Below are 24,290 nucleotides of genomic sequence, written 5' to 3' on the forward strand. Positions count from 1 at the left end.
TTTCTTCGAACATCCACCCGTTTATGGCCGTTACTGAGTCACCAATTACGAGCGTTTCAATGCCCTTGTTATCGAAACTTGATGGAATATCACGACCTTGGTAAAGACTCTTTATCTTAGTCCCTGAGAATGAGATGCTAAGACTCTTGTTGCTATCTGCTATGGTGACTTCATTTATTGTACCACAATCCATGAATGCCAAATCCGCGGACCTGAGGGATGATGGGATAGTAATTGAATTCAGAGAAGTGCATCCACAAAATGAATAGTTTGAGAGATTAGAAACTTTCGGCGGAATATTCACTGTAGTGAGAGCAGTACAATTGTTGAATGCAGATACGCCGAATGATGTGATTGTTTTAGGGAGGGAAACTTCGGTTATCTTTGTGTTATTTGAGAAACCTTCGTAACTGACGGCGACGACGGTGAGGGCGTAGGTGGTGCCGGGATCCCAGGAGCGGGCTGCCGAGGCCGGTCCGGTGGTGTAGTAGACGGTTTCGGGGATATTGACGACGGTGATGTCATCGGAGACGACACCGTCCACGCTACAGGTTGTTTCGTCGATGACGGTGTAGCTCACGTTGTCGTAGACGAACGAAAGGGCGTGCATTGTCAGCGATGCCAACAATGCAGACGCGGAAAGCAGAAATTTTTTCATAATCTGATCTTTTGGTGATTCCTTAGGAAGAGGCACTGTTTCCAATGTCAGGCTTCATTTGGGATATGAAATGTGATTGTTTGAAAAACGTTGACGGACATGGAAATCCCTCAACGCTTCAAATTTACATATACTTTCACAGACTACCCCCCCCATTTGTTAAATGTTGTTAACGGGTGGAAATTCGTGTTGAATGCGTGTCTCGCAATCATCCTCAATGTCCGTTTACTACATTTTGTCGGATAAAACGCACGGAGTCCATAGCGTTCACAGAGAATAAGAGGTTGTTTAAAAATAACCTCTTATCCATTTATTCTCCATGCTCTCTGTGGACTCTGTGTGTTTCATTATAAAGTATTGTCATTCATTGTTTCGTACAGACACGAAAAAACGGTGTGCCGGATTGAATCGGACACACCGTAGAGTAGTGGATTATGGAAAGAGAGGATTCCCGGTTAGAGGATTACTTTGGTGGCTTTGCCGTCGGCGACGCGGATGTAGAGGCCGTGGGCGGGATTTGCCACCCTGAAGCCATGGAGGTTGTAGTATTCGATGTCGGTTTCAGCGGAATCCTCGACTGTCTCGATTCCGGAGGTCTTGGAGGCATAGTTGACGACGTAGAGCGAGGGGGCGTTGTTGTAGATGGTGACTACGATGGTAACGTCGTAGGTGCCTGCGGGCACGCTCTCAAGCTGGTAGTTGTTGCGCAGGGAGAGCGAAACGCCGTTGCTCGTGCCTGTGAAGTTGGCTTTTTCTGCGGGAGTGGCTGCGTCAAACACTACATCCTTTACAAGCACCACACTGTTGACAAGGTCGTTGGTGATGTCGGCAGCGGATACAGCCTTGGGCGTGAACGTGCCTGCGGTGGCAACGGGGAGATCGCCTGTCGGAATAAGTTCGGGTGTATAGTCATTGTAGAGTTTGTAGCTCCCTTCCCATCCTGCCGGAATAACATCGCCTACATTATAGGTGTTGGAACCGTAGATCTGGATGAAGTCGCCTTCCGCATCGCAGCAAAATATGTTGCTTCGATTCACGAAGCCTACTGTAAGTTGGTAATCTACTGTTACAGACGTCTCTGATTCCTTGGCGATAGTCTCCTTCACGCTCTTTACGGATACGGCCTCGGGAACTTCGATTTCGGCAACCTGATCACTCACTACGAGTTTCTGTATGCGGAACTGGCCGCCAGCGGCAGTGAAAGTGGCGGAAGCAGCCCCGTTGTCGTTTGTCGCGGTGTTGATGAGGCCGTCGGTCGTAATAGCCCAGCCTTCGGATGGGGTCATGGCATTGTTGTACTTTGATTCGCTTGCTGTCAAGGTAATCTGTTTCATGGCCACGTCGGACGATGAAATTGTAATCTTTGAGCTTTTGTACACGCGGATCTGGCCTGTGGGAACTACGAGATTGCTTGTGGATTCGGCCTTGATAGTCTCAATCTTGAAAGTCTTGCCATCGACTGTGACTTCGGTCGACCATCCATTTTTGTCCCCCGTGAATCCGAGAGAGCCGCCGTTTCCGTCGAAGAGCACATAATCCGTAGCGCCGGCCAGGGCGATTCCGCCGGCCAGGAAAGCCATGCTAAGTAGAAGTTTTTTCATAAGATAAATACTTGAAAATTGTTGAATAAAACTTGAAGATTGTTGAATAAAATATGATTGGTCAAAAAAAGAAGATGTGCCGTCGGGGACACATCTTCATATAGGGTTCAACAGGAGTAGAACTGCGTGAATGCGCGGATTATGTAGGCATTGTCTATTGCCGAGGCGGTCTCGCGCACTGAGTGCATGGCCCATAGGGCCGCGCCCATGTCGACACCTCGCAGGTCGATCTGCGACGTGAGGATATTGCCGAGGGTGGAGCCGCCGGCCACGTCGCTGTGGTTGACGAAGTACTGGCACGGTACTCCGGCCTGCTCGCAGACGGCGCGGAACACGGCTGCCGAGTCGGCATCGGTCATATACTTGCAGTTGGCGTTGATCTTTATGACCGGTCCGCCGCCAACCACCGGATGGTTGGTGGGATCGTACTTTTCGGCGTAGTTGGGATGGACGGCGTGGGCATTGTCGGCAGACACCATGAACGATGAGGCGACGGCGCGCGAGAAATCCTCGAACGATCCTCCGAACGCCTCGACTATGCGCATCATGATGGTGTGGAGTATGGGTGATGCCGCTCCCTGTTTTGTGCCGGAGCCGGTCTCCTCGTTGTCGAATATGGCCATGACCTTCACTACGGGTTCCGGTGTGAGCGTGTCAGGGGCGAGGAGCAGTGCGCGCATGGCGGCATAGGCCATCGACAGGTCGTCGAGACGGCCCGATGAGATGAATTCCCCGTCGCTGCCCCAACGCATGGCGGGGGTTGTGTCGTAGAGCGAGAGGTCGAAGTCGAGTATCTGTTGCGGGTCGGACTGCAGCTTGTCGGCGACCATGCGGAGCACCATCCCCTTGGCGTTGACCTTATCATCTACGATGCCTATGACCGGTAGCATGTCCTTCTGCCGGGAGAGAGGATTCCCGTCGTTGACCGAACGGTTGAAATGGATGGCGAGGTGGGGAATGGTGAGGAGGGGTTCGTCGAAGCGCACGAGGCGTGTGTCGGGGTGCAGCGGGTCGATGCCGCGCATCATCACGCGTCCGGCGATTGAGAGCGGACGGTCGAACCATGTGTAGAGTATCGGTCCGCCGTAGACTTCGGTGTTAAGCTTGACGACACCGCCGTCGCATTTCATCTCGGGCGAGGGCTTGATGCGGAATCCGGGGGAGTCGCTGTGTGCCGATATTATGCGGAAGGCGCTTGTGGGGGAGCCGTCACCTATATGGAAGGCGAAGATGGCGGAATTGTTCTTCACCACGAAGTGGCGGCTGCCGGGGTGGAGCTTGCCGCGCCATGAATCGGCCATGTCAAGCTCGGTATAGCCATGGTCGGAGAGCGTGCGGCGTATGGTGTCGACTGCCCAGAAGTTGCAGGGGGAGGCGTTCAGGAATTCGATAAGGCCGTCGGCCTCGTGAGCTGTAAGGTCTTGTAGATCCGTCATGATAGTGTCGTTATGCATTATGCAGGTTGTGGGTGGTTGGCGGGAGTCAGAATATGTAGTTGAATCCGAGATTGGCGTAGATGGGATAGAGCGGGAATTCGACCGTCTTGAACGACTTTTTGAATATGTCGTTCAGCCCCCAGCTTAGGTTGGCTCTGAGGGCGAGATGTTTGAAAGCGCGCCACGATGCACCCCCTTGTAGTCCGTATTGGAACGTGCGCAGGTCGCTGTCGAAGTTATAGGGAGCTTCCGCCTCGCCTTCGAAAACCACCTTAGTACCTGTCGGGTCGCCTTCGCGAAGATATCCATCATGGACCGTGCCTGAGAACTCATGGTTCAGGCTCAGTCCGATGTATGGACCGAGGTGGAAGTTCCATCGCGCAGTTGGTCGCCAACGGGCAAGCACCGGGAATGTTATAAGTGACGTATGATATTTGGTGTCGACTCGTCCGGTCCAGTTGCCGGCTATTCTTGATCCGTCCTGGATTATCTCCATTCCGTAGTTTTTAACGGTTGCCTTGGTGTCCATGCCTTTGTTCTCGAAGCATATGCCGACGGAGAATCCCCATTGGGGTGCTGTGTCGATCCATTTCGTGACGTTTCCGCCGAGGGCAAGATTGAGCATGGGATTGTATCCGTCGATCTTCCGTATCTCGGCAGGCATCGGCATGGGGGCGGTTCCACCGATGTTCACTCCGGCGTAAATCTCATATTCGAGACCGTGGAGCACCGACCATTCGAGCAATTGTGTGGTTTCGTTTTGTGCCTTTGCGGAAAATGTGGCTACAATGAAGGAAATGGTGAAGATCAGTATTCGGTATGGATGTTGTTTCATTGGTTATTCTTCACATGTTAGTACTAATTGGTCGACCATCAGCGTGCTTCCCGGAGCGCCGGAGAATGTGTCACCGTCGATGCTTGACGACATTACTATGGCGATCGAGTATTTTCCGTCGAAGAGCTTTTCGAAATCGAGCTTCTTAAGGTACACGAACGGGAGGGAGAAATGGCGCCATGTGGTGGACGGTGTGCGGTCGCCGTCGTTGAAGAGCGCTACCGCCGTCACGTCGGGCGATGTAAGTATGTTGGTGCCGTCAAGATAGCCTATTTCAGGCCGCTCGAACAGCACTCCGTAGATATTGAATTCGTCTACTTTCCCGGGAACGGGTTCAAGCTTGTCGCTCAGTGACTTGTTGAGACGGTAATATGTCTCGCCGGGTGTGTAGCGGTAGTATCCTGAGAGATTGATTGGCTTACGGTCGAACGGCCTTCCGAAATGTGTCGATTTGGCGGGTGCGCTTGGATTGACCACGAAGTCGCCGATGAAGAGGTTGCCTGCTGCGATGGGTGCGTTCATCGCATTGCCGAAAGTCCCGGTGGTGCGCGTGGTCAGTGTGAGGCATTTGCCGTCATGGCCGTCGGCCGACTGATATGTGGGAAATGATGACGGGTCAAGCGTGCCGCGACCTGTAAGCGCATACCCTTGATTGCCGCTCGCCCATTCGAAGCTTTCACTACCGTCGGGATTCACTTCGTAGAACACGTCGTACTTATACCTTGGATTCTCAACATATCTTATGTGCTCGAAATCGTAGGTGAGGGATATTCCGGGATTGTTGACGGTGACGGTATAGACCTTGTCATATTGATGGTCCTGTGAGGTGACGGTGTAGGTCTGCGGAGTTTCGAAGTCGCGTACCGTGCCGCTTGGAGGATTGATCGACGCACCTTCTGTCAATACGAATTCCGGTGCGAGCCGGGTCTTGTCCGTACCTTTGTTTACATAGAAAATCACTTCAGAATTGCTTATGATGGCATTCTGCGACATTACGTCGCCTGGAAGCGTGGCGGCAACGATGTCGCACTCGGCGTTTAGAGGTTCTGTACGGATGCACCCTGTCATGGCCAAAGCGATGGCAGTCAACGGGATTATGTATCTGATCGGTTTCATTGGATGCAAATTTACCAATTTGCCGGGAAAGTATGGCATCATTGATAGGTATAATGAAAAAATTTAACAGAAGCATGGCAGGATGGTGACTGCCAATGTGGTGTCATGCAGCAGATTCAGATCCAATTTTGGCGCGTCTTGAAAAATATTACGAATAAATTTGGATATTAGAATATTATTGTATAGCTTTGCTACGTAGAAAATCGGATACCATACAGAAAAGCAAAATTATAAAGATATTTTCCTGCTCGGCCCGGTTTTCCACCCGGGCCGATTTTATTTTGCATACCGGCATCCGGGCACTGATAACGAAGAAAGCAACAACAAATAAGTGAATCATAGGTTAGAAATCCGGCAGCGCGCGAGCGTATCCGGATTTTGTCTTTTTACCTCGGGGCTGCAAGTTGATGTATGGACAAGTTTGGCGTGGTGGACAAAAGTTCGGCATCGGGCACTTCGGGATGACCGGCATTATGTAGAGAGATACAGAAATGAGGGTGTGTCATAATGGCTCATCTGGGTCGTCGCTATCGACATTCGGGTTCTTTCTCCGCGATGCTACGAAAGCGGCAAGCCGATAGCGGTCACGTAGGGAACTACGCTCCCATCATCCTCAGTCTCAGCTCCTACCATCTGAGGCCATTCTAACAACACCCTCCCGTCCGGACACAAAAACGGCGGTATGTAGAATTTCGACACACCGCCATTTCCAATCGTTTTTACCTTATTTTTGTCTGGCTATCCCTTAAAATGAGGGGTATCCGGGGTTCTGGACGTAGATGCCTCCGGAGAAATTGTACTGTGCCACGGGTATCGGGAAGTATTCCTCGCCGGTATCGAATGTGGCGTTCTGGTAATATATGCGTGTGTCCTTTTCTGCTTTGAAGTATGCGTTCATGGTCTCTTTGGCTATGCCCCAACGCACGAGGTCGAAGAAGCGTTCGCCTTCCATGGCCTTTTCGAGGCGCATCTCGGTGCGGAGAGCCTTGCGGGCGTACTCCTGATTCCATCCTGTGGCGGGATAGAGTCCGATTTTATAGTTGGCGGCATCCTTTGTGGGGTCGTTGAAGTCCTTCACATACGCGCTTTTCTGTGCGCGTTCGCGTACACGGTTGATTAGCGTGCGGGCTTCTTCAAGTCCGTTGCCACCGATCTCGATAAGCGCTTCGGCCTTGTAGAGGAGAAGGTCGGCATAGCGGATTATCTGCCAGTTCAGGGCCGACGCACCCCATGGCCATCCCTGGGTGGCATCCTTTGATTCGGGAGAGAGCCAGAAACGCTTGGTGTTGTTGTAGCCGTATGTGTCGCGGTTGCGCACCCATAGTCCGCATGGGCGTTCGGTATAGGTCTTGTAGCGGATGGTGGGCCGGCCAACCACGAAGTCGAGACGGGGGTCTACGTTACCGTCGACATTGGTGAGATGGTAGTCGCCGTTATCCTCGATTTTTACCTTGCCGTAGTCGGGATGCTCCTGATAGTCGAACACCGGAAGTCCGTCGGCATCGGTCTGATATGCGTTGATCAGGTCCTGTGATGGGAGGAAGAATCCGTCGCCCTGCCAGGGGCAGCCGGGTCCTGTCATCGAATTAAGCAGCATGCTCCAGTTTATGCGCCCTACGCCGCTTGACTCATCATCTTTGGAGAATTGTATGGCGAATACCGATTCGGGTCCGTTCTCATATTCAAGGAGGTCGAGATGCTGGAAGTCGGAGAGCAGGTCGTAGCCTTGCACCTTGTCGATGAGTTCCACTACCTCGCCGAGGAGGGGCTTGTTGATGTTGGTGACCGCGTTGGTCCGGGAATCCTGCTCATATGCCCGGTAGAGTTTTACCTTGGCGGCATAGGCGAGTGCGATTCGGCGGTTGACGCGTCCGATTTCCGCCTGGGTATCAGGGAGATCATTGGCTGCTTCGAGGAGGTCTTTCGCGATTCGATCGAGATGCTCCTCACGTGTAAATTCGTCGTTGCGCACCGAAGTATATTCATTTTCCGGAAGGTCAATGTCCATGTATGGTATCCGGTTGAACAGGCGCACAAGTTCGAAATACCAGTGGTCGCGGATCACGCGTACTTCCGCTATGCGTGATTTCTTTGCATGGTTCGCGTTTTCATCGACTTTGTTCAGAGCCCTGATGGCCGAGTTGCATCGTGATATGCCGCAGTAGACATTGAACCACTTTCCGTCGAGGAATCCGTTGTTCGGCTGTATTTTGGCAGTCTCCATATCGTGGATCTCCCAGGCATCGGTCTCGCCGCCTCCACCTTTGTAGGCGTTGTCGGCACGGACTTCGCCGTAGCTCCAGTTGGTGACCGGAAACCAATGGGGATCATTTGAGTCGGCATAGCGGCATCCGAATGTCGCATATGCGCCGTTGACGAGAAGGTCTACGGCCTTAGGGTCGTTCATGTTACCGTCGGAAAGAGGGCCTTGCGGCTTGTTTTCCAGAAAATCGTCGGAGCATGCGCTTATTGAGAGGCCGACAAGCGCAATCGGCAATATGTTTTTGAATCTCATTTTTATCAGAAATTAAGAGTTGGACGAGGAGGAATCAGAAACCGAACTGTATGCCGAATGTGTACTGGCGCGGAAGGGCGTAGGGATACCCGAGTCCCTCGGGGTCGGCACCGGAGTATTTTGTGATGGTAAAGAGGTTCTGGGCCTGGAAGTATATGCGGGCGTTTTGCAGGCGCAATGTATTGCGCAGTTTGGTCGGGAGCGTGTAGCCTAAGGAGAGTGTCTTGAGGCGTATGAACGAGCCGTCCTCGATGTAGTATTCCGAGCCTTCATTCTCGCGGTTGGAGTTGTTGACGGTAGGAGCGGGCACGTCGGAAGTGTAGCGTCCTGTCTCAAGGAAGCGGTCGTAGGCATGGGCTGCTTCAAGGAGCTGTGTGCCGTGGTTGCCGGTCCAGAGGGGGAAGAAGTCGGTGTAGTATTTCGAGTTGTTCCATGCATCGCGGATGATGCTGTTGAAGAAGAGGCTGAGGTCGAAGCCTTTCCAGTTGGCGCCGAGATTGAGGCCGAACTGGGCTTTCGGCAGGTCGGTGCCGAGCCATGTGCGGTCGCGGTCGCTGATCTCGCCGTCGCCGTTGGTATCGACATATCTTACGCGTCCCACGCCGGGATCACCGAAGCTTATGCGGTATTTTTCCTTGTAGGCATCCACTTCTTCCTGTGTGCGGAATATGCCGTCGGTCTTGTAGCCCATCCATGATCCGAGTGCCTGGCCGACGATACTCTTGTCGATGCCGTTGCCACCGCCCCATGTATAGTAGATGTCATCCATCAGGCCGGTCACCTCGTTTTTCATGATGGTGGCATTGAGTCCGATGCTGTAGCTGAAGTCTTTGTTGAGCGACTGACGCCATTCGGCGGTGATTTCCACACCTTTGTTTACCATCGATCCTCCGTTGTACCAGCAGTAGCCTCCTTCGCCGATGGTGGCGATATATGGCTTCTCGACAAGCATGTCGTTGGTCTTTTTGTGGAAGTAGTCAACCGATAACGAGAGTTTGTGGTTGAACAGTGAGGCATCCACACCGATGTTGGTCTGATAGGTCTTTTCCCAGGTAAGGTCGGGATTGGTGCTGCGGGAGCGTAACGCGCCGGGCGAGAGGGTGTTGCCTCCACCGATCGCATAGGCCGAACGGTCGAGATCCATTGCGTATTTGGCGTAGAAAGCATCATTGGCGATTATGTCGTTGCCGTTCACTCCATATGCGCCTCGTATCTTCAGGTCGCTGAGCCACGAGCGAGTCGCCTCCATGAAGCGTTCCTGTGATATGCGCCAACCGGCGGATACTGAGGGGAACCAGTCGTAGTTGTGCGATGTGGAGAGGCGTGACGAGGCGTCGCGGCGGAGTGTGAAGGAGAGGAGGTATTTGTTGTCCCATGTGTAGTTGATCTTGCCGAACACGGAGAACATCGAGTAGTTGGACGCACCAGAGCCTGTGTTCTTGTTGGCGGTGACATTGCCGAGATAGAGGTAGTTGGGATCTTCGATCTCAAGCCCTTTGCCTTCGCCGAACATGTCCTCGAAGTGGTTGCGTTTTGCCTCCACGCCGATGAGCGCCATAAGCGAGTTCTTGCCGAGGTCGGCATTGTACTGCGCGGTGTTGGTCCACACCCAGTCGGTGGTCTTGCTTGAGTACTGATAGAGGTTGTTGGTCTTGTCGCGGAGGTTGGCGGGGGTGAAAATCTTGTCGTTGCCGTTGTGGTAGTTGACGCCGAAGTTGGTCTTGATGATAAGATTCTTTATCGGCTCGACGGAAAAATATGCATTTCCGAACACACGCCAGTATTCGCGCTTGTTTGTGGCCTCTTCCTCGATCTGCCGCATGATGTTGGGTGTGTCGTTCAGGTCGAATGCCACCTGGTCATTGTAGTTGCCCTCCGAGTCGTAGACTGTACGGGCCGGATGCATCTTTATGGCGTTCTCCTCGATTCCGCCGGGGGCATTATGCTGGCGCCACCAGTTGACCGTGACGTTGCCGCCTACCCGTAGGCGGTTGGAGAGGAATCCGTAGTCGGAACTGAAGCGGGTGTTGGCTTTCTGGAAGTCGGAGCCCTTGATGATGCCGTCGTGGTCGAGCCAGCTTACGGAGAGGGATGAGGATCCGTTTTCATCGCCCTTGGATATTCCGATACTGTATGTCTGCATCAGGGCTGTGCGGTGTATCTCCTTTTCCCAGTCGGTGTTCTGTGGATTGACCGTAATTCCGTTGAGGTTGGGGTAGGGCTGCAGCTTGGGCGTCGCGCCGTTGCCGTATAGTTCCGATGTCGGGGTGGTGCCGTATGCATATTTATAGGCTGACCAGTAAACCTCGCCCCACTGGTCGGCGTTGAGAATGTCGAGGCCGCTCTGATAGGTCTGCAGGGTTAGTGTGGCGTCGAATGTCACTCGGCATTCGCCTTTCTTTGCGCGCTTGGTGGTGATGATTATGACACCGTTGGCGGCCTGTGCCCCGTAGATGGAGGCTGATGCGGCATCCTTGAGTACCTGTATCGATTCGACATCGTTGCTGTTGAGTATTGTTCCAGGATTCTCGCGTGTCATCACGCCGTCGATCACATAGAGTGGTCCGTTGGCATCGCCTCGGAATGAGGATGCGCCACGTATGGATGTTCCCGTGCTGAGACCGCCGGGGGTTCCGTCGGTGGTGATGTTCATACCGGCCACACGCCCCTGAAGCGACTGTATGACGTTGCCGGTGGGAGTGTCGGCTACATCTTTCATCTTTACTACGGACACCGAGCCGGTTAGGTCGGATTTTTTTTCGGAGGAGTAGCCTACTACCACTACCTCGTCGAGGAGTGCGGCATCTTCCTCAAGAGATATTGTCATCTGAGGCTCTGCGGCCAGTTTCTTTGAACGATAGCCTACATATGACACTGTGATGTATGATCCCTCCGGGACTGTCATGGTAAAATTTCCGTCGATGTCGGTAGCTGTCCCTGCCGACCCTTTTACATCTGAAATGATGCTGGCTCCAATCAGAGGCTCATCGTCGGTCATGGAAATAACGGTTCCATGCACCGTGATGTTCTGTGCCTGTGCCGTGATTGCCATAATGAATGGCAAAATCGCACTGATGATTTGTTTTTTCATGTTGATATTGGTTGGTGAATTTTATGCTGCAAATTTATGAAGCACACCATGCTCCGGCATATAAGGGATGATGTACCACATATCAAAAAACGTGTGACGCACGGATTTTGAAAGGTTTTGCAACAAATACGACAATCAACGTCCTGTGTTGAGTAAGTGGCTGGTATGTATTGGTTTATGTATGCAGGAACGGCACGTGGCAAGAGTATCTGCATTCACTGTTTACCTTCTTGTATTTATCGACCCAATCGATTGCGGGCTTCGATAGGAGTTTCGCCGTAGGCGTCGCGATAGCATTTTGTGAAGTAAGCCGGCGTGGAGAATCCGGTCTCGTAGGCAATCTCGCTCACGGTCTTTTCGGTTGTGAGCAGCAGGTTGTGTCCCTGCTTCAAGCGTAGGCGGCGAATCAGTTCTACCGGCGAATAATTTGTAAGGGCCTTTATCTTACGATAGAATTGCGAGCGCTCAAGACCCATCAATGATGCGATTTTGTCGACATTGAGGTCGGAATTTCCCATGTCCGCTTTCAGTATGTCGAGAAAGCGCCGATAAAAATCGTTGTCGATGTCCGAGACGGGAAGGGGGCGTGGAGATGGGTGTGGTTGTTGGGTGGTTTGACCTACTGCTGTATCTCTGGAGTTCCACAACTCCTTTATGCGCTTGCGGTTGGAAATGAGCGAGGCGCATTGCGACCTGAGCACATCGGCGTTGAATGGCTTTGCAAGATATCCGTCGGCACCGTTGTCGTAGCCCTGTACACGCTGCTCGTCCATGGAGCATGCCGTAAGCATGAGGACTGGTATATGTGAGGTGGATACCTCCTCTTTTATGCGGCGACAACATTCCAGGCCGTCCATTACGGGCATCATCACGTCGCATATTATCAGGTCGGGGATGTACTTTACGGCAAGTCTCACTCCTTCGCGTCCGTTAGGGGCGGTGATGATATTATAAGTATCTTGCAGAAGGGTATTTATGAGGTATAAAATGTCTTTGTTGTCATCAATGACAAGCAGAAGTGGCTTTTCGGCGTCAAATCGGATTTCAGATTCGGGGGTGGAAAGTTCGGCGGAGACTTCTTTGTCGGTTATGTTCCTTTCCAGAGATGCCGTCACATTGCCGGATATGTGGCGCATAGGGAGTACGACGGTGAACACTGAGCCTTTATTGAGTGTGCTTTCAACCGAGATTGTGCCTCCATGCAGTTCTACGAACGCTTTGGCTAACGAAAGTCCTATGCCTGAGCCTTTTGGATGGACACGGTCCACCTGATAGAAGCGGTCGAATATGTTGCCGAGGTCGCGTTCGCTTATCCCTTCTCCCGTGTCGGATACTTTTATCGTGAGGTTATCGCCGATGACACGGTAAGATACTGAAATCGTGCCGTTGTCGGGGGTGTATTTGAATGCATTGGAGATGAGATTGAAGAATACCCGTTCGATTTTCTCCGTATCCAATGCCGTTATGACGGGTTTGTCCCCATCCGGATGGTCGAGTGAAAGCTTTATGTCGCGTTTGCGTGCTATCGGGTAGAAAGCTTCCATCCATTCGGCGATGGTGCGCCCGAAGTCTATTTCTGATAGATGGAGGTCGAGTTTTCCGTTCTCGTATTTCCTGAAGTCGAGTATCTGATTGATTAGCCGGCGCAATATTTTCACATTCTTGTCGGCAATTGTGACGAGCGACTGCTGTTGGGCTGTCAGGTTCGATGCCCCGTTCAGTTGGGCGACAGGCTCGGCTATTAGTGTGAGTGGTGTGCGCAGGTCGTGTGAGACGTTGGTGAAAAACATGAGTTTCGACTGGGTGGCCTCCTGAAGCTTCTCGTTGAGGGACTTCTGCATGTCGCGCTGTTCTTCAAGCAGCTTGTTCTGGCTCATAAGGGCTGCCTGGTGACGGTGGTGTTGCCAGAATGCCCTCAGTACAAGGAAAATCACCCCGAAGAGCAGCACGATTATCGCTATGCTTGCATAGAAAAGGAATGTCTGCGAAGAGTGCTGTGCCCAGTAGTCGTCGATCTTTTCTTTCAATACCTTCATCTTGCGTGTTTCTTCCTTGAGTCCCTCGTCTTGCAGAAGAAGTATGTCGGCATTGGAGAGGTCTACCGCCGAGGAGGCCGGAATTTGTACGTTGCGGCTGTAAGGTTCGCCTTTCAATATGGCAAGCGCGGTTTGGATAAGACGGTGGCCTTCCGTAGGATATAGGAAAGTGGCGTCGATCACGCTGTCGGCGACGGCGCGTATGCCTATCTCCGGCGCGGCATCTATTCCGATTATCTTTATGTCATCTCGTCTGAGGCTGTGGGCCACTTCCGAGGCTCCGATGGCCATTCGGTCGTTGTGGGCGTAAATGAGGTTGACCTCGGGATATATGCGCAACAGGGAGTCGACGACAGGTATGGCATCTTCCTTGTTCCAGTTGCCCGGTTCGCTTGCTATTATCTTGCCACCGTTGGCCGTTAGCTCTTCCGAGAATCCCTCATGGCGGTTTTCAGCTGGTGTGGAACCCGGGAGACCGAATATCTCGATTACCTTCGGATGTCCGTCAGTTGCTATATGTAATGCATAATGTGCCGCCTGACGTCCTATTCCCATGTCATCGACACCTATATGTGCGGTATAGGTGTCGCCGATTATGTTGCGGTCAAAAATGATTACTGGAATACCTCTGTCATATACATCTTTTATTGCCGGAGTAAGGGCTTCGGCTTCGTTTGGCGACACGATGATTATGTCGAAGCCGTTGTCTGCGAAATAACGTATATCTGCAATCTGCTTGGCATTGCTGTCATCGGCCGAGCGTATCTCGACTACGGCATCCTCATGCAGCATTATCTCGCGGTTTATCTCGTCGTTCATCTTCGAACGCCAGTCATCCTGGCTGCATTGTGACACACCTATCTTGTAGACCTTTCCCTCGGAACAGGCAGCAAGGGTTATGGATATGAATATCGTGATGAAGTATATCAGCCTTTTTCCCATAAAAATGTTTCTCATTGGATCGGTTATGTAAAGATACACGTAAGTTGAGCGCAAAAGCCGATTTATTCGCTTTTGCCGGGCGATTGTATCTAAATCGTTGTCAAAGATAGTGATAATCGTATGAAAAATAATGCAGGCAATACGAAAAATGATGCCTGCACAACGGATTTTATAGTTTATGCCCGTTTTTTTATATGCTATCGATTGCCAATATCGTAGTTTTGCAGTATGAAAACGCTGCACCTGATAAGTCCCGAGGCGGCGTATCCATGAAAAGGTGTCATCACTGATTCTTCATTAACCTGAATTTTTACCACCAATTAAAATAATAGAAAATATGAATAAGATAACAACCGGAGTTGTCACCTTGATAGCCGGTGTCTCTCTCTTGAATCCCGAGGTTATGGCTGCGGGGGAGGGCGTAACGGTGAATCATCTCGGAGTCAACAATACGTTGGTGCGTGTCGATGGCGGACACAAGTTTCTGCTTATGCCGGTGCAGGAGAGCATTGATGATGCTACTGTGAACGTGCTTGTCGATGGCAAGCTTGACCGCACTCTGTCTGTGCGTTTGGCCAAGACAAAAGTCGATTACTGTGTGCCTTTCGACCTGGAGAAGTATGCAGGTCATGATGTGGTCCTCAACATAGTGACGTCGCAGAGCCGCTCGTCGGTGCGTGATGTCAAGGAAGATGCATGCTGGTCGCATTTTGCGCTGTCTGATACGTTCGACACTACCAACAGGGAAAAATACCGTCCGGCGTTTCATCATACTCCTCTTTACGGGTGGATGAACGATCCGAACGGAATGGTATACAAGGATGGAGTGTGGCATCTCTACTATCAGTGGAATCCATATGGTTCCAAATGGCAGAACCTTAGCTGGGGACATTCTTCATCGAAAGACCTTGTGAACTGGGAACACCATCCTGTGGCTATCGAGCCTAACGGACTCGGCTATGTGTTCAGCGGAAGTTCGGCGCTTGATCCCGGTAATACGGCCGGCTTCGGGAAAGATGCGATAGTGTCGCTATATACATCCGCTGCGGCAAGCCAGATACAGAGCCTTGCCCACAGCAACGACAACGGTGAGACATTCGAGATATATCCAGGGAATCCTGTAATAACCCAGGAGAGCGAGGCCCGCGACCCCAACATGTTCTGGAATGCCGCCACCGGCCAGTGGAATCTTCTTCTTGCGCATGCGCTCGACCATGAGATGCTTATATACACCTCCCCGGATCTGAAGGAGTGGACTCTGCGCAGTGCTTTCGGAAAAGGGTTGGGCGCGCAGGATGGTGTGTGGGAATGTCCCGACCTGTTCGAGCTTCCTGTCGATGGCGGCGAAACGAAGAAATGGATGCTGATATGCAACATCAACCCCGGCGGACCCTTCGGAGGGAGTGCTGCCCAATATTTCATAGGAGATTTCGACGGGATTACATTCGTTCCCGATAGGGACGCGGAAGGCAATGTGCCGACAAAGTGGATGGACTTCGGCAAGGACCATTATGCTACCGTCAGCTGGAGCGACGCTCCCGACAACCGCCGTACGGTGATAGGATGGATGAGCAACTGGCAGTATGCCGCAGAAGTTCCGACGATGCAGTTCCGTAGTGCCAACACCCTTCCACGGGAGATGGGGCTTTTCACTGCTCCCGACGGACAGGTTTATGTCTCTACGATGCCGTCGCCGGAAGTCGAGACTTTGCGAGACCGGCTTGTCGTTCGTCAGAACAGGCTATCGGTGGGCAAGAATCCCCGTAAGGTTGCCTTGCCTACAGCAAATGACGGGATCTGCGAGATTGAGTTTGATATATTCGCAAGAAAAAATGCAAATGTATCTGTAGTGCTTTCCAACGACAAGGGGGAGAAGGTTGAGATGGTTTACAGTCCTGTCGAGGGCACTCTTTCGTTTGACAGGCGCAACAGCGGTATTACGGATTTCAGTCAGGACTTTCCTTCGGTGACTGTCGCTCCTACATTCGGCAAAGACAACGAGCCTCTTAAAGTGCGTATGTTCGTCGACCGTTCGAGCATAGAGGTGTTTGAGGGAGATGGGAAGTTTGCCATGACCAATCTTGTGTTTCCGACCTCTCCTTACAGTAATATATCATTCAGTTCTGCCGATGGAAAGGCTGACGTGAGGAATCTTAAGATATACTCATTGACCCCAATGAATGATTAATAACATTTAAACTAAAGACAAAAACTCAATATGGACGTATCAAGACCGCTTACAGTGGATAAAAAGACTTCACTGATGCAAATAATTCCGGTAATGCTCTGTTTCTTCGTGATGGGCTTCGTCGATCTTGTCGGCACGGCTTCCAATTACGTACAGAAAGATCTGGGACTTACCGACGCGCAGGCTAACCTGTTTCCCTCACTCGTTTTCTTTTGGTTCCTGATTTTTTCCGTGCCAACGGGATTGCTGATGAACCGGATCGGACGTAAAAGGACTGTACTTATAAGCCAGATGATTACAGTGGTGTCGCTGTTTATCCCGGCGTTCGGTGACAGCTATTGGGTTATGCTCGTGTCGTTTTCTCTGCTTGGAATCGGGAATGCCGTCATGCAGACATCTCTCAATCCTCTGGTTACTAATCTCATCGGTGGCGACAAACTTGCATCGACATTGACATTCGGCCAGTTCGTAAAGGCTATAGCATCGTTTCTCGCGCCTGTCATTGCCGCCTGGGGTGCTACTACGGTTTTTCCAACATTCGGACTCGGATGGCGTTCGTTGTTCGTGATATACGCCGTAATCAGCTTTCTCTCTATATCGGTTCTTTCGGCGACACCTATTGAAGAAGAGCGTCCTGACAAGGCTTCGGGAGTTGGCGAGAGCATAAAACTGTTGAAACGTCCGTTCATTCTTCTTTGCTTCTTGGGCATCATGTGTCACGTGGGTATAGATGTGGGTACAAATACCACAGCCCCGAAGATTATAATGGAACGGATAGGACTCCCTCTTGAGGAAGCCGGATTCGCCACCAGCATCTACTTTATCTTCCGAACCGCAGGATGTTTTCTAGGAGCTTTAATCCTCAGATCAATGTCTCCGAAGATATTTCTGGGGATAAGTGTCGGTATGATGCTTCTGGCCATGGGTATGTTGTTTGTCTGCGATACTCTTACCTCCCTATACATAGGAATCGGATTGATCGGATTCGGCAATTCGAATGTGTTTTCCGTAGTATTCGCCCAGGCCTTGAATTCTTCTCCTAACGAGAAAGACGAAGTGTCAGGACTCATGATAATGGGTCTTTTCGGAGGTACTGTGTTCCCTCTCGCCATGGGATTCGCAGCAGATTCGATAGGGCAGGCCGGTGCTGTCGGGGTAATGACGGCCGGGGTTTTATATCTCATGTATTACACCTTGAGAATCAATAATAAATGATTTGCGAAAAAATAAAGTTAACTAAATAGATATTTTAATACCATTTGATTATGAATGATATAGTAGTAGGCATGGGAGAGGCGCTATGGGACGTACTTCCCGAAGGAAAGAAGATTGGCGGTGCGCCTGCAAACTTCGCATACCATGTGTCACAATTCGGACTTCCGAGCTGTGTGGTGAGCGCCGTCGGCAATGACGCGCTCGGTGACGAGATTCTGGAAAACTTCACCGCGAAGGGGTTGAAGCAGCTTATCGAGAAAGTTCCATATCCCACAGGCACCGTGCAGGTGGAAATAGACCAGGCCGGTGTGCCTCAATACGAAATAAAAGAGAACGTGGCATGGGACAATATTCCCTGGACACCCGCTCTTGAGGAACTGGCCGAGAGGACAAAGGCCGTATGCTTCGGCTCGCTGGCACAGCGTAATGTGGTGTCGCGTGAGACAATCAACAAGTTCCTTGACGCTATGCCGGATAATGAAAGCAATCTCGTGGTATTTGACGTGAATCTGCGTCAGGGATTCTACAACAAGGAGATTCTCTGCAACTCTATGGAGAGATGCAACATCCTTAAAATAAATGATGAGGAGTTGGTGACCGTAAGCCGCATGTTCGGCTATCCGGGCATAGATCTCCAGGACAAGTGCTGGATTCTCTTAGGCAAGTACAACCTGAAGATGCTCATCCTCACGTGCGGCATCAACGGCAGCTATGTGTTCACTCCGGGCAATGTGTCGTTCCTGCCTACCCCCAAGGTCAAGGTGGCCGATACGGTTGGTGCCGGCGACTCGTTTACCGCAGCATTCATCTCAAGTATCCTGAAAGGAAAGCCGGTGGCTGAGGCTCACAGACGGGCTGTCGACACTTCGGCATTCGTGTGTACATGTAACGGTGCGATGCCGGTGCTTCCCCGTGAACTCGCTGAATAATCAGGAACGTTAGATTTTTAAATGGAATGTGCCGCGTCGTTTGTGATGCGGCACATTTATTCTTATATTGAAGGTTGGCTACAGTATGGCGGTCATAACTTTGGAGTGATGGATATGAAAAACTCGAAGTTGATGCCTGGCATGGGGTGGGAGAGTACCGAAAGGTAATCTTCATTGAATAGATTGTTTACGGCGAGTTTCAACGACAGGTCGAGAGGACGAAACGAGAGACGCTTTTCGAGAGATATGTTGTTCATGAAATATTCGGGGAGATGGCCGGTGAGTGTGTATTCGTTGCTTGACATTGTGAAGCGTCGGGAGTAGTAGACCCATTTGTATAGAAACGACCATGATTGCCATGAGAGGCATCCTGTGAGCGATGCTGAGTGTCGGGGCACGTATGGGAGCTGTTTGCCGACGGATTTGTCTGCCTCGGTAAGCTTGTCGCCGTCGTTGATTGACGGTGTCCATGAATATGATGCTCCTATATCCAGACGCCAGCCTTTGAATGGCTGTGTTGCGATGTCGAATCTTGTTTCAAGTCCGTATGCGTGCACTTTTTTCATGTTTCGTGGCGAAAAGAATCCTTTGGTGGTGGGTAGCCATATTATCCAGTCACTGATGCGGCTGTCAAACCAGGTCACACCTCCTGATATGGCAAATTTTTCTGGATTTCCCGTGTTGAATGTCGCGCCGCAATCGTAGCTGAATCCGTGCTCGCTTTTCAAATCCGGATTACCGCCGGGAAGGAAGTATAGGTCGTTGAGCGATGGAAACCTGTAGTTGCGCGACACGGAGGCCTTGAACATTATGTTGCCGGTGCGCGAGATTATCCCGTCGATGAAAAAGGCGGGAATGACAGGGGCGGTCTTGTCGCCGTAGATGTCCTGACGGAGCGTGACCGACATGCCGAGCCTGTCGACAGGCTGCCATTTGGCGGAGGCGGAGGCTGACAGCTCCAGGCGTCCCTTGTCATAGCCTACTATGGCACGGTTTTCATCCTGGAGTATTATGTTGCGGTCCTCGCTTTTTACGAGGTGCTGATGGGCCGATACGTTTGTGGTGAAGTACCATTGACGTGATGGAGTGTATTCCCCGTCGGCTTTGGCATAGAAGGTGTTGACGTGGCTGCGCGAACGTGTCATGGTGGTCCAGTTGCCGTTGGCTACCTCACGTCGGTAGTCATAGGCCATCCATGTGTGGATATATCCTCCGCTGACACCTGTGCGCCATGAGCTGCGATTATGATCCCATGTGAGTATGGTGCGGAGTGTCTGTTCGCGCTGCCTGTTTTCGAAGCCGGACTCGGCGTAGTCGGTGGTGAGTAGCGGAAGTTCGCGATTGGAGCTTGTGTACCATGCATTGAAACCGAAACGATTGCCGTGCAGGGTGTTGTAATACACTTCCTGAAGCAGGTGGAAATCCTTGAACGATGCGCTGCGGTTGCGCTCGCGCGGATGGTATTGGGCGATGATGTTGTGGCTCTCGTCGTAGATGTTGAGCTTCTTGTCGTGGTTGGTATATGTGTAGTCGTTGGGCGATGAGGAGTAGACAGCACGTGTCGACACGTGCCATTTGTCGTTGCCGTAGGTTATGCGGGCGAATTCGTCGAAGGTACTGAACGAGCCTATCCCTTGCACGTATTGCAGCCCGATACCGTCGGGTATGTCCGGTGTTGTGCCGAGACTTATGAGTCCGCCGAGGCCTCCTCCGGTTTCGTTTATGGATGATGTGCCATGCAGGAGTGAGGCTTTGTCGATAAAGAAGGATGGTATGGTGGAGAAATCGGTCATGCCAAGCATTGGACTGTTTATTCGCATGCCGTTCCATGTTACCTGGGTGTGGCTCGGCGAGGTGCCCCGGAACGCTACCGTCGAGAGTGTGGCTCGTCCGTAGCTTTTGACGAATATCGATGAATTGAATGTGAGCACGTCGGCCATCGACAAGGCTATGTTTTCTTTCAGCATGGCTGAATCAAGTACGGTTTTCTGCACTCCGATATCTTTCATCGGACGTCTTGCCGTATAGACGACTTCGCCGAGCCGGTGCATTGTCTGCCCTGCAGCATGTGCCGGGATTAGAACCGATACGGTAGCCAATACATAGGCAGGAAGGGGTATATGTCGGTTGAATGTCATGTCGGGGACTTTTATTGTTTCCAGCAGAATGCTCCCGGGTTCACTCCGACGTAGAATCTGTCGATGAGCGTGCCTTGTGGTGAATAGCGGTAAATCATGCCCTGCTGCTGGTAATCAATTGCATCGGCTATGTATATGTCGCCGGCGAAGGGACTTATGGTAAGACCGTAATATATAGTGCCTTGGTCGGGAATGACGGGGTCTGAAGGCAAAGCCTGTGAATCTATTTTCATGCTCCAGATGCCACCGTTGATCCAATATAGGGTATCACCCGACCCGTTGATCTGAAGTTCGGAGGGGGATTCGCCGAGGCGCATGGTGAAACGTTGCTCGACGGAAAATGTTGAGGGGTCTATGCGGCATATCGTGGGCGGTTCGTGGCCGTAGGGACTCCCTTCGTAGCCGCCGTCGGTAAGCACCCACAGCTTGCCGTTGCTGTCAAGGGCTATCGAGGATGGCTGAAGTCCAACTATGAGACGGTCGACCACACAATCCGTCTCGGTATCAATTTTTATCACACTGTTCTGATAACTCCAGCAGGTGCAGTAGACATACCGGCCTTGCTGCACCATCTGTTCCGTGGAACCGTTGCCCATCTCCATGTCCGGCACGGTGATGTAGCCGCTTATGGAGTATGTGGCCGGATCGATGATGAATATGCGGTTGTCCCAAAGTTGGGTCACGTAGGCTTTACGGTCGTTGAGGAAATGGATATAGCGTGCGGCGGTGAAGTCCTCGATACGTCCGGTCTCTTTGCCGGTGCGTGTGTCGATAGCAAAAATCACGTGGGAGTTGTCGACCACAATCCACCCCTTGTCATCATGTATGGTCATGGACTGCGCCACGTCGCCGAGACGGTATCCGTTGGCTCGGAAAAACAGTTCGTTTTCTACCGTCTTTGAGGTCGGATCATAGAATGAAAGAGTGGCGTTGCCGTACTGGTAGTTGCCTTCGTTGGTGATGAATAATCCGTGGGATGGAATGGTAAACTCTTCTTCACGGCCATAGTCCCATTTCATGCATGATTGCAGGATGCAACAATAGCTGACGGCTATCATGCAACGGAGAATTGTGAGGCGAGGGGACGTGATATGCATGATGTATGGTTTCAGGTGTGTTATTTTGCCAGAGCGAGGTCAATGAACCCGAATACCTCTGTCGAGACTTCGCCGAGTGCGCCGGCCTTGGAATTGACGGCTGTCTGCACCTTTATGAAATCTATGTGGGAGAGGAATACGGTTTTGCCGTCCCGGTCCATTGCATCGGATATGCGGAAGCGATTGCACTGTCGCCCATAAGACATGGATATGTTGTCGGCACCCATATTGTCAGCATATCCCCATTCGAAAGCGCTGTTGTTCCACATGCCGGTAGATGAGTTCTGTGACGTTCGTGCCGCGAGGCAGGTGCCTGCGAGGGTGTAAGTGTCTGCTTTTATCCAAAGGGGGTAGTAATAATCTTGTTTATGGATGAAAGGAAGATGGTCGATGGTGCCTGAATTGCCTTTGTTGTCAATCCATTGTACGGCGGTGGCCGGTGCGTTGGGGCGTGTATATGTCACTGCATAATCGCGCATTGTTGTCGGCTTTTCGCTTTCGCTTCCCTTAAGTTCATACCATGTGTCGTCGGGGAGTCCGTTGCCGTTGGTGTCCTGCATGACATAGACTATTCCCGGTTCGTTAGAACCGCCTGTGCCACTCGAACCGTTGAAGTATGAATTTCCCACTACGGCGAAGTCGTAGCTGCCGTTGCTGTTGACGATGCTGTGGTCGAAACCTACGATAATGTAGCCTCCGAATCCTCCGAGAGAAACAAACATCTTGTCGGAGAGCCGTTGCTGTGCCCACGAGGCTGCCGCTTCGGGGGTTATGTCACCGTCGATGGTCTCAATCATTGTCGGTTCGTTGATGAACTGTCCCGGTGCCGGAGTCCAACCATATACACGGGCGCTCATCTCGGAACTTCCCGGTTTTGACGGACGAAACCCGTTGTCGGGATTTCCGGGAACGGTGGTTTCGATGATTTCGTCCTTGTTGCACGACATCAGCATGGACGCCGATATCGTGGCAACAAGAACTATGGATAGATAGATTCTCATTTTACAATCTTAAGGTTTGAATTTCGGGCTTTGATTATGTATACTCCTGCGGATAGGGATGCAATGCTGAATGTATTGGAGTCGGAGGCCATTACTCGCTGACCGGCTGTATCGTAGACGGCTGCAAAGCCGGCATTGCCTATACTTACGGTGCGGGATGCACGGTCATATGTGATGGTTGTGTCGTCGGGATTTACAGATGATATGGCAGAAGTTCCTGTCGGCTTTACCATGAGCTTGTCGAGGCAGAAATAGTCAGGAGTGTTGTCGCCCCATGCTGCGGCATCAGTGCTCACCAAGCTGAAATAAATCTCGTTCACTACTCCGAGAGAGGTCAGATCGACATATTTCCAACCTCGGTTTATTGTGAGGTCGCCGTTGGTGTAGGATGCAAGGTCGACATCTATGGCTTTTTCGCTGTTGTCCGGAGCTATTCCGTGGATGGTAAGGGTGAACCTGTCGCCGTTGTGGAAGGCGCGTGCGAACGCATCGCCATATTCTATGCAGTAATAGGGATAGCTGTTGAGATTCACGTAGACACCGATTGCTTCATATGCTTTGCCATCGTTGAAGGCCATGTCGGCGGGATGCTGTCCGTAATATTTGTTTGCGTATGACACGAGATAGGGGACATCGGCGCTTACAACAGGCATGCCGTTCTCATCGGTCATTACTGTGCCGTCGTCGTTGAGGCATATGCCTCCCTTGGCCATATTGCTGAATTGGAATTTGATTGTGTCGTCACGTCGGGTGTTGTCTGCCGAGTTTGAGGCGGTGAATCCCCACCAAGTCTTGTATTCACCCATAGAATTGTGTACGAAAGAGAAGCATTGGCTGTCAATGCTCTGTGCATCGTCATCGTAAGTGCCGGCCCATGCACCGGTCTCTGCATCGAATTTAAGTTCTGTGGTGGCCTTTGTAAGGTCGAGGGTTATGATATCGGATTGTGCGTTTGCAATGAGCGCACATGCAACGGAGAGAGCTGGAATAATGATTCTGTTCATTGGTTATAATAGTTAAAAAAGAATAATCCCGTTCAAACATCGCAGATTTTGCTTTGCTTAACGGGATATGAATCATTATTTAATCCGATTGGAATGTCGTGATTAGTAGCACCCATAATCCCGTAGGCAATGCAGTCCGGAGTGGATTGGCAGGTATTCTGACTTATTCCGGTCGGGGTCGCGCCTTCTCGGCATTATGGCCAATGGCATCTTGCGACAGACTTTTATGTGGAAATTACAGCAGCGGGTACTGTTCCGGATTCACACCGGATTCCCAATCCTCAGCGCACTTTTGATATGCTGCGGATAGCCCCGTCAATCTTGACTCTTCAAGCGGGGAGCAACCAATCCGGCGGCAAATTTAGGAATTATTTCTCAGATATCAATGATAATCATTTTCTGCTTGTGCTGAGTGGGTGAAAAAACGATGCATCCCTACTCTCAACTGGCAACTGCAAAATTAGCGATTAGCCGGAAGAAAACGTTTT

15 protein-coding genes and 1 riboswitch are annotated in these 24,290 nt (G+C 51.3%); of the genes, 3 read left to right on the forward strand and 12 right to left on the reverse strand.

The genetic code is table 11. The features are described 5' to 3' along the window. From QZ303_RS05795 to QZ303_RS05830, 8 genes are all read right to left on the reverse strand, one after another. Positions 1–658 (reverse strand): leucine-rich repeat domain-containing protein (locus QZ303_RS05795; RefSeq protein ID WP_295730436.1); only part of this gene is annotated, 658 nt, incomplete at its 3' end. A gap of 455 nt (positions 659–1,113) precedes the next feature. Then, positions 1,114–2,259 (reverse strand): hypothetical protein, encoded by a 1,146-nt coding sequence (locus QZ303_RS05800; protein WP_295730438.1) that lies wholly within the window; start codon positions 2,257–2,259, stop codon positions 1,114–1,116. Between the two features lie 107 nt (positions 2,260–2,366). Next, positions 2,367–3,695, reverse strand: coding sequence for a M18 family aminopeptidase (locus QZ303_RS05805; RefSeq protein ID WP_295730440.1), 1,329 nt, complete (start codon positions 3,693–3,695; stop codon positions 2,367–2,369). A gap of 46 nt (positions 3,696–3,741) precedes the next feature. Continuing rightward, entirely contained in the window at positions 3,742–4,530 is a 789-nt protein-coding gene (locus QZ303_RS05810) for a porin family protein (protein WP_295730442.1), read from the reverse strand. A 3-nt stretch (positions 4,531–4,533) separates the two neighbouring features. Then, positions 4,534–5,646: a PCMD domain-containing protein gene (locus QZ303_RS05815; RefSeq protein ID WP_295730444.1), complete on the reverse strand. Its 1,113-nt coding sequence runs from the start codon at positions 5,644–5,646 to the stop codon at positions 4,534–4,536. Between the two features lie 745 nt (positions 5,647–6,391). Beyond that, entirely contained in the window at positions 6,392–8,161 is a 1,770-nt protein-coding gene (locus tag QZ303_RS05820) for a RagB/SusD family nutrient uptake outer membrane protein (protein WP_295730446.1), read from the reverse strand. A gap of 34 nt (positions 8,162–8,195) precedes the next feature. Further along, positions 8,196–11,213 (reverse strand): TonB-dependent receptor, encoded by a 3,018-nt coding sequence (locus QZ303_RS05825; RefSeq protein WP_295730448.1) that lies wholly within the window; start codon positions 11,211–11,213, stop codon positions 8,196–8,198. A 275-nt stretch (positions 11,214–11,488) separates the two neighbouring features. Next, complete coding sequence (locus QZ303_RS05830) at positions 11,489–14,230, reverse strand: substrate-binding domain-containing protein (RefSeq protein WP_295730451.1); 2,742 nt, start codon at positions 14,228–14,230, stop codon at positions 11,489–11,491. Positions 14,231–14,567: 337 nt separating this feature from the next. Here QZ303_RS05830 and QZ303_RS05835 point away from each other — a divergent pair, with 337 nt between their 5' ends. Genes QZ303_RS05835 through QZ303_RS05845 form a run of 3 tightly spaced genes read left to right on the forward strand, consistent with a single transcriptional unit; the run spans position 14,568 to position 18,562 of the window. Next, a complete protein-coding gene (locus QZ303_RS05835; RefSeq protein WP_295730453.1) occupies positions 14,568–16,418 on the forward strand; it encodes a GH32 C-terminal domain-containing protein in 1,851 nt (616 codons plus the stop codon). A gap of 30 nt (positions 16,419–16,448) precedes the next feature. Continuing rightward, positions 16,449–17,633: an MFS transporter gene (locus tag QZ303_RS05840; protein WP_295730456.1), complete on the forward strand. Its 1,185-nt coding sequence runs from the start codon at positions 16,449–16,451 to the stop codon at positions 17,631–17,633. Between the two features lie 50 nt (positions 17,634–17,683). Then, entirely contained in the window at positions 17,684–18,562 is an 879-nt protein-coding gene (locus QZ303_RS05845; RefSeq protein ID WP_295730458.1) for a carbohydrate kinase, read from the forward strand. Positions 18,563–18,654: 92 nt separating this feature from the next. Here QZ303_RS05845 and QZ303_RS05850 read toward each other — a convergent pair whose 3' ends face one another. The 4 genes from QZ303_RS05850 to QZ303_RS05865 all read right to left on the reverse strand — a co-directional run bounded on the left by QZ303_RS05850 (position 18,655) and on the right by QZ303_RS05865 (position 23,802). Next, on the reverse strand, positions 18,655–20,613 hold the full coding sequence (locus QZ303_RS05850; protein WP_295730471.1) for a TonB-dependent receptor: 1,959 nt from the start codon (positions 20,611–20,613) through the stop codon (positions 18,655–18,657). 98 nt (positions 20,614–20,711) lie between these two features. Further along, positions 20,712–21,758: a YncE family protein gene (locus tag QZ303_RS05855; RefSeq protein ID WP_295730474.1), complete on the reverse strand. Its 1,047-nt coding sequence runs from the start codon at positions 21,756–21,758 to the stop codon at positions 20,712–20,714. Positions 21,759–21,817: 59 nt separating this feature from the next. Then, positions 21,818–22,798, reverse strand: a complete 981-nt coding sequence (locus QZ303_RS05860; RefSeq protein ID WP_295730460.1) for a hypothetical protein — start codon at positions 22,796–22,798, stop codon at positions 21,818–21,820. Continuing rightward, positions 22,795–23,802, reverse strand: coding sequence for a DUF4465 domain-containing protein (locus tag QZ303_RS05865; RefSeq protein ID WP_295730462.1), 1,008 nt, complete (start codon positions 23,800–23,802; stop codon positions 22,795–22,797). The genes QZ303_RS05860 and QZ303_RS05865 overlap by 4 nt, the downstream gene beginning before the upstream one ends. Before the next feature lie 130 nt (positions 23,803–23,932). Continuing rightward, a riboswitch (cobalamin riboswitch) is annotated at positions 23,933–24,125 on the reverse strand. Positions 24,126–24,290: the final 165 nt, after the last annotated feature.

Origin of the sequence: uncultured Muribaculum sp. (assembly GCF_910583865.1) — a bacterium.
Taxonomy (GTDB): Bacteria; Bacteroidota; Bacteroidia; order Bacteroidales; family Muribaculaceae; genus Muribaculum.

Coding starts and splice junctions, on each gene's coding strand:
- QZ303_RS05800 (WP_295730438.1), bottom strand. CDS start 2,259: ATGAAAAAACTTCTACTTAGCATGGCTTTCCTGGCCGGCGGAATCGCC.
- QZ303_RS05805 (WP_295730440.1), bottom strand. CDS start 3,695: ATGACGGATCTACAAGACCTTACAGCTCACGAGGCCGACGGCCTTATC.
- QZ303_RS05810 (WP_295730442.1), bottom strand. CDS start 4,530: ATGAAACAACATCCATACCGAATACTGATCTTCACCATTTCCTTCATT.
- QZ303_RS05815 (WP_295730444.1), bottom strand. CDS start 5,646: ATGAAACCGATCAGATACATAATCCCGTTGACTGCCATCGCTTTGGCC.
- QZ303_RS05820 (WP_295730446.1), bottom strand. CDS start 8,161: ATGAGATTCAAAAACATATTGCCGATTGCGCTTGTCGGCCTCTCAATA.
- QZ303_RS05825 (WP_295730448.1), bottom strand. CDS start 11,213: ATGGCAATCACGGCACAGGCACAGAACATCACGGTGCATGGAACCGTT.
- QZ303_RS05830 (WP_295730451.1), bottom strand. CDS start 14,230: ATGGGAAAAAGGCTGATATACTTCATCACGATATTCATATCCATAACC.
- QZ303_RS05835 (WP_295730453.1), top strand. CDS start 14,568: ATGAATAAGATAACAACCGGAGTTGTCACCTTGATAGCCGGTGTCTCT.
- QZ303_RS05840 (WP_295730456.1), top strand. CDS start 16,449: ATGGACGTATCAAGACCGCTTACAGTGGATAAAAAGACTTCACTGATG.
- QZ303_RS05845 (WP_295730458.1), top strand. CDS start 17,684: ATGAATGATATAGTAGTAGGCATGGGAGAGGCGCTATGGGACGTACTT.
- QZ303_RS05850 (WP_295730471.1), bottom strand. CDS start 20,613: ATGCACCGGCTCGGCGAAGTCGTCTATACGGCAAGACGTCCGATGAAA.
- QZ303_RS05855 (WP_295730474.1), bottom strand. CDS start 21,758: ATGATAGCCGTCAGCTATTGTTGCATCCTGCAATCATGCATGAAATGG.
- QZ303_RS05860 (WP_295730460.1), bottom strand. CDS start 22,798: ATGAGAATCTATCTATCCATAGTTCTTGTTGCCACGATATCGGCGTCC.
- QZ303_RS05865 (WP_295730462.1), bottom strand. CDS start 23,802: ATGAACAGAATCATTATTCCAGCTCTCTCCGTTGCATGTGCGCTCATT.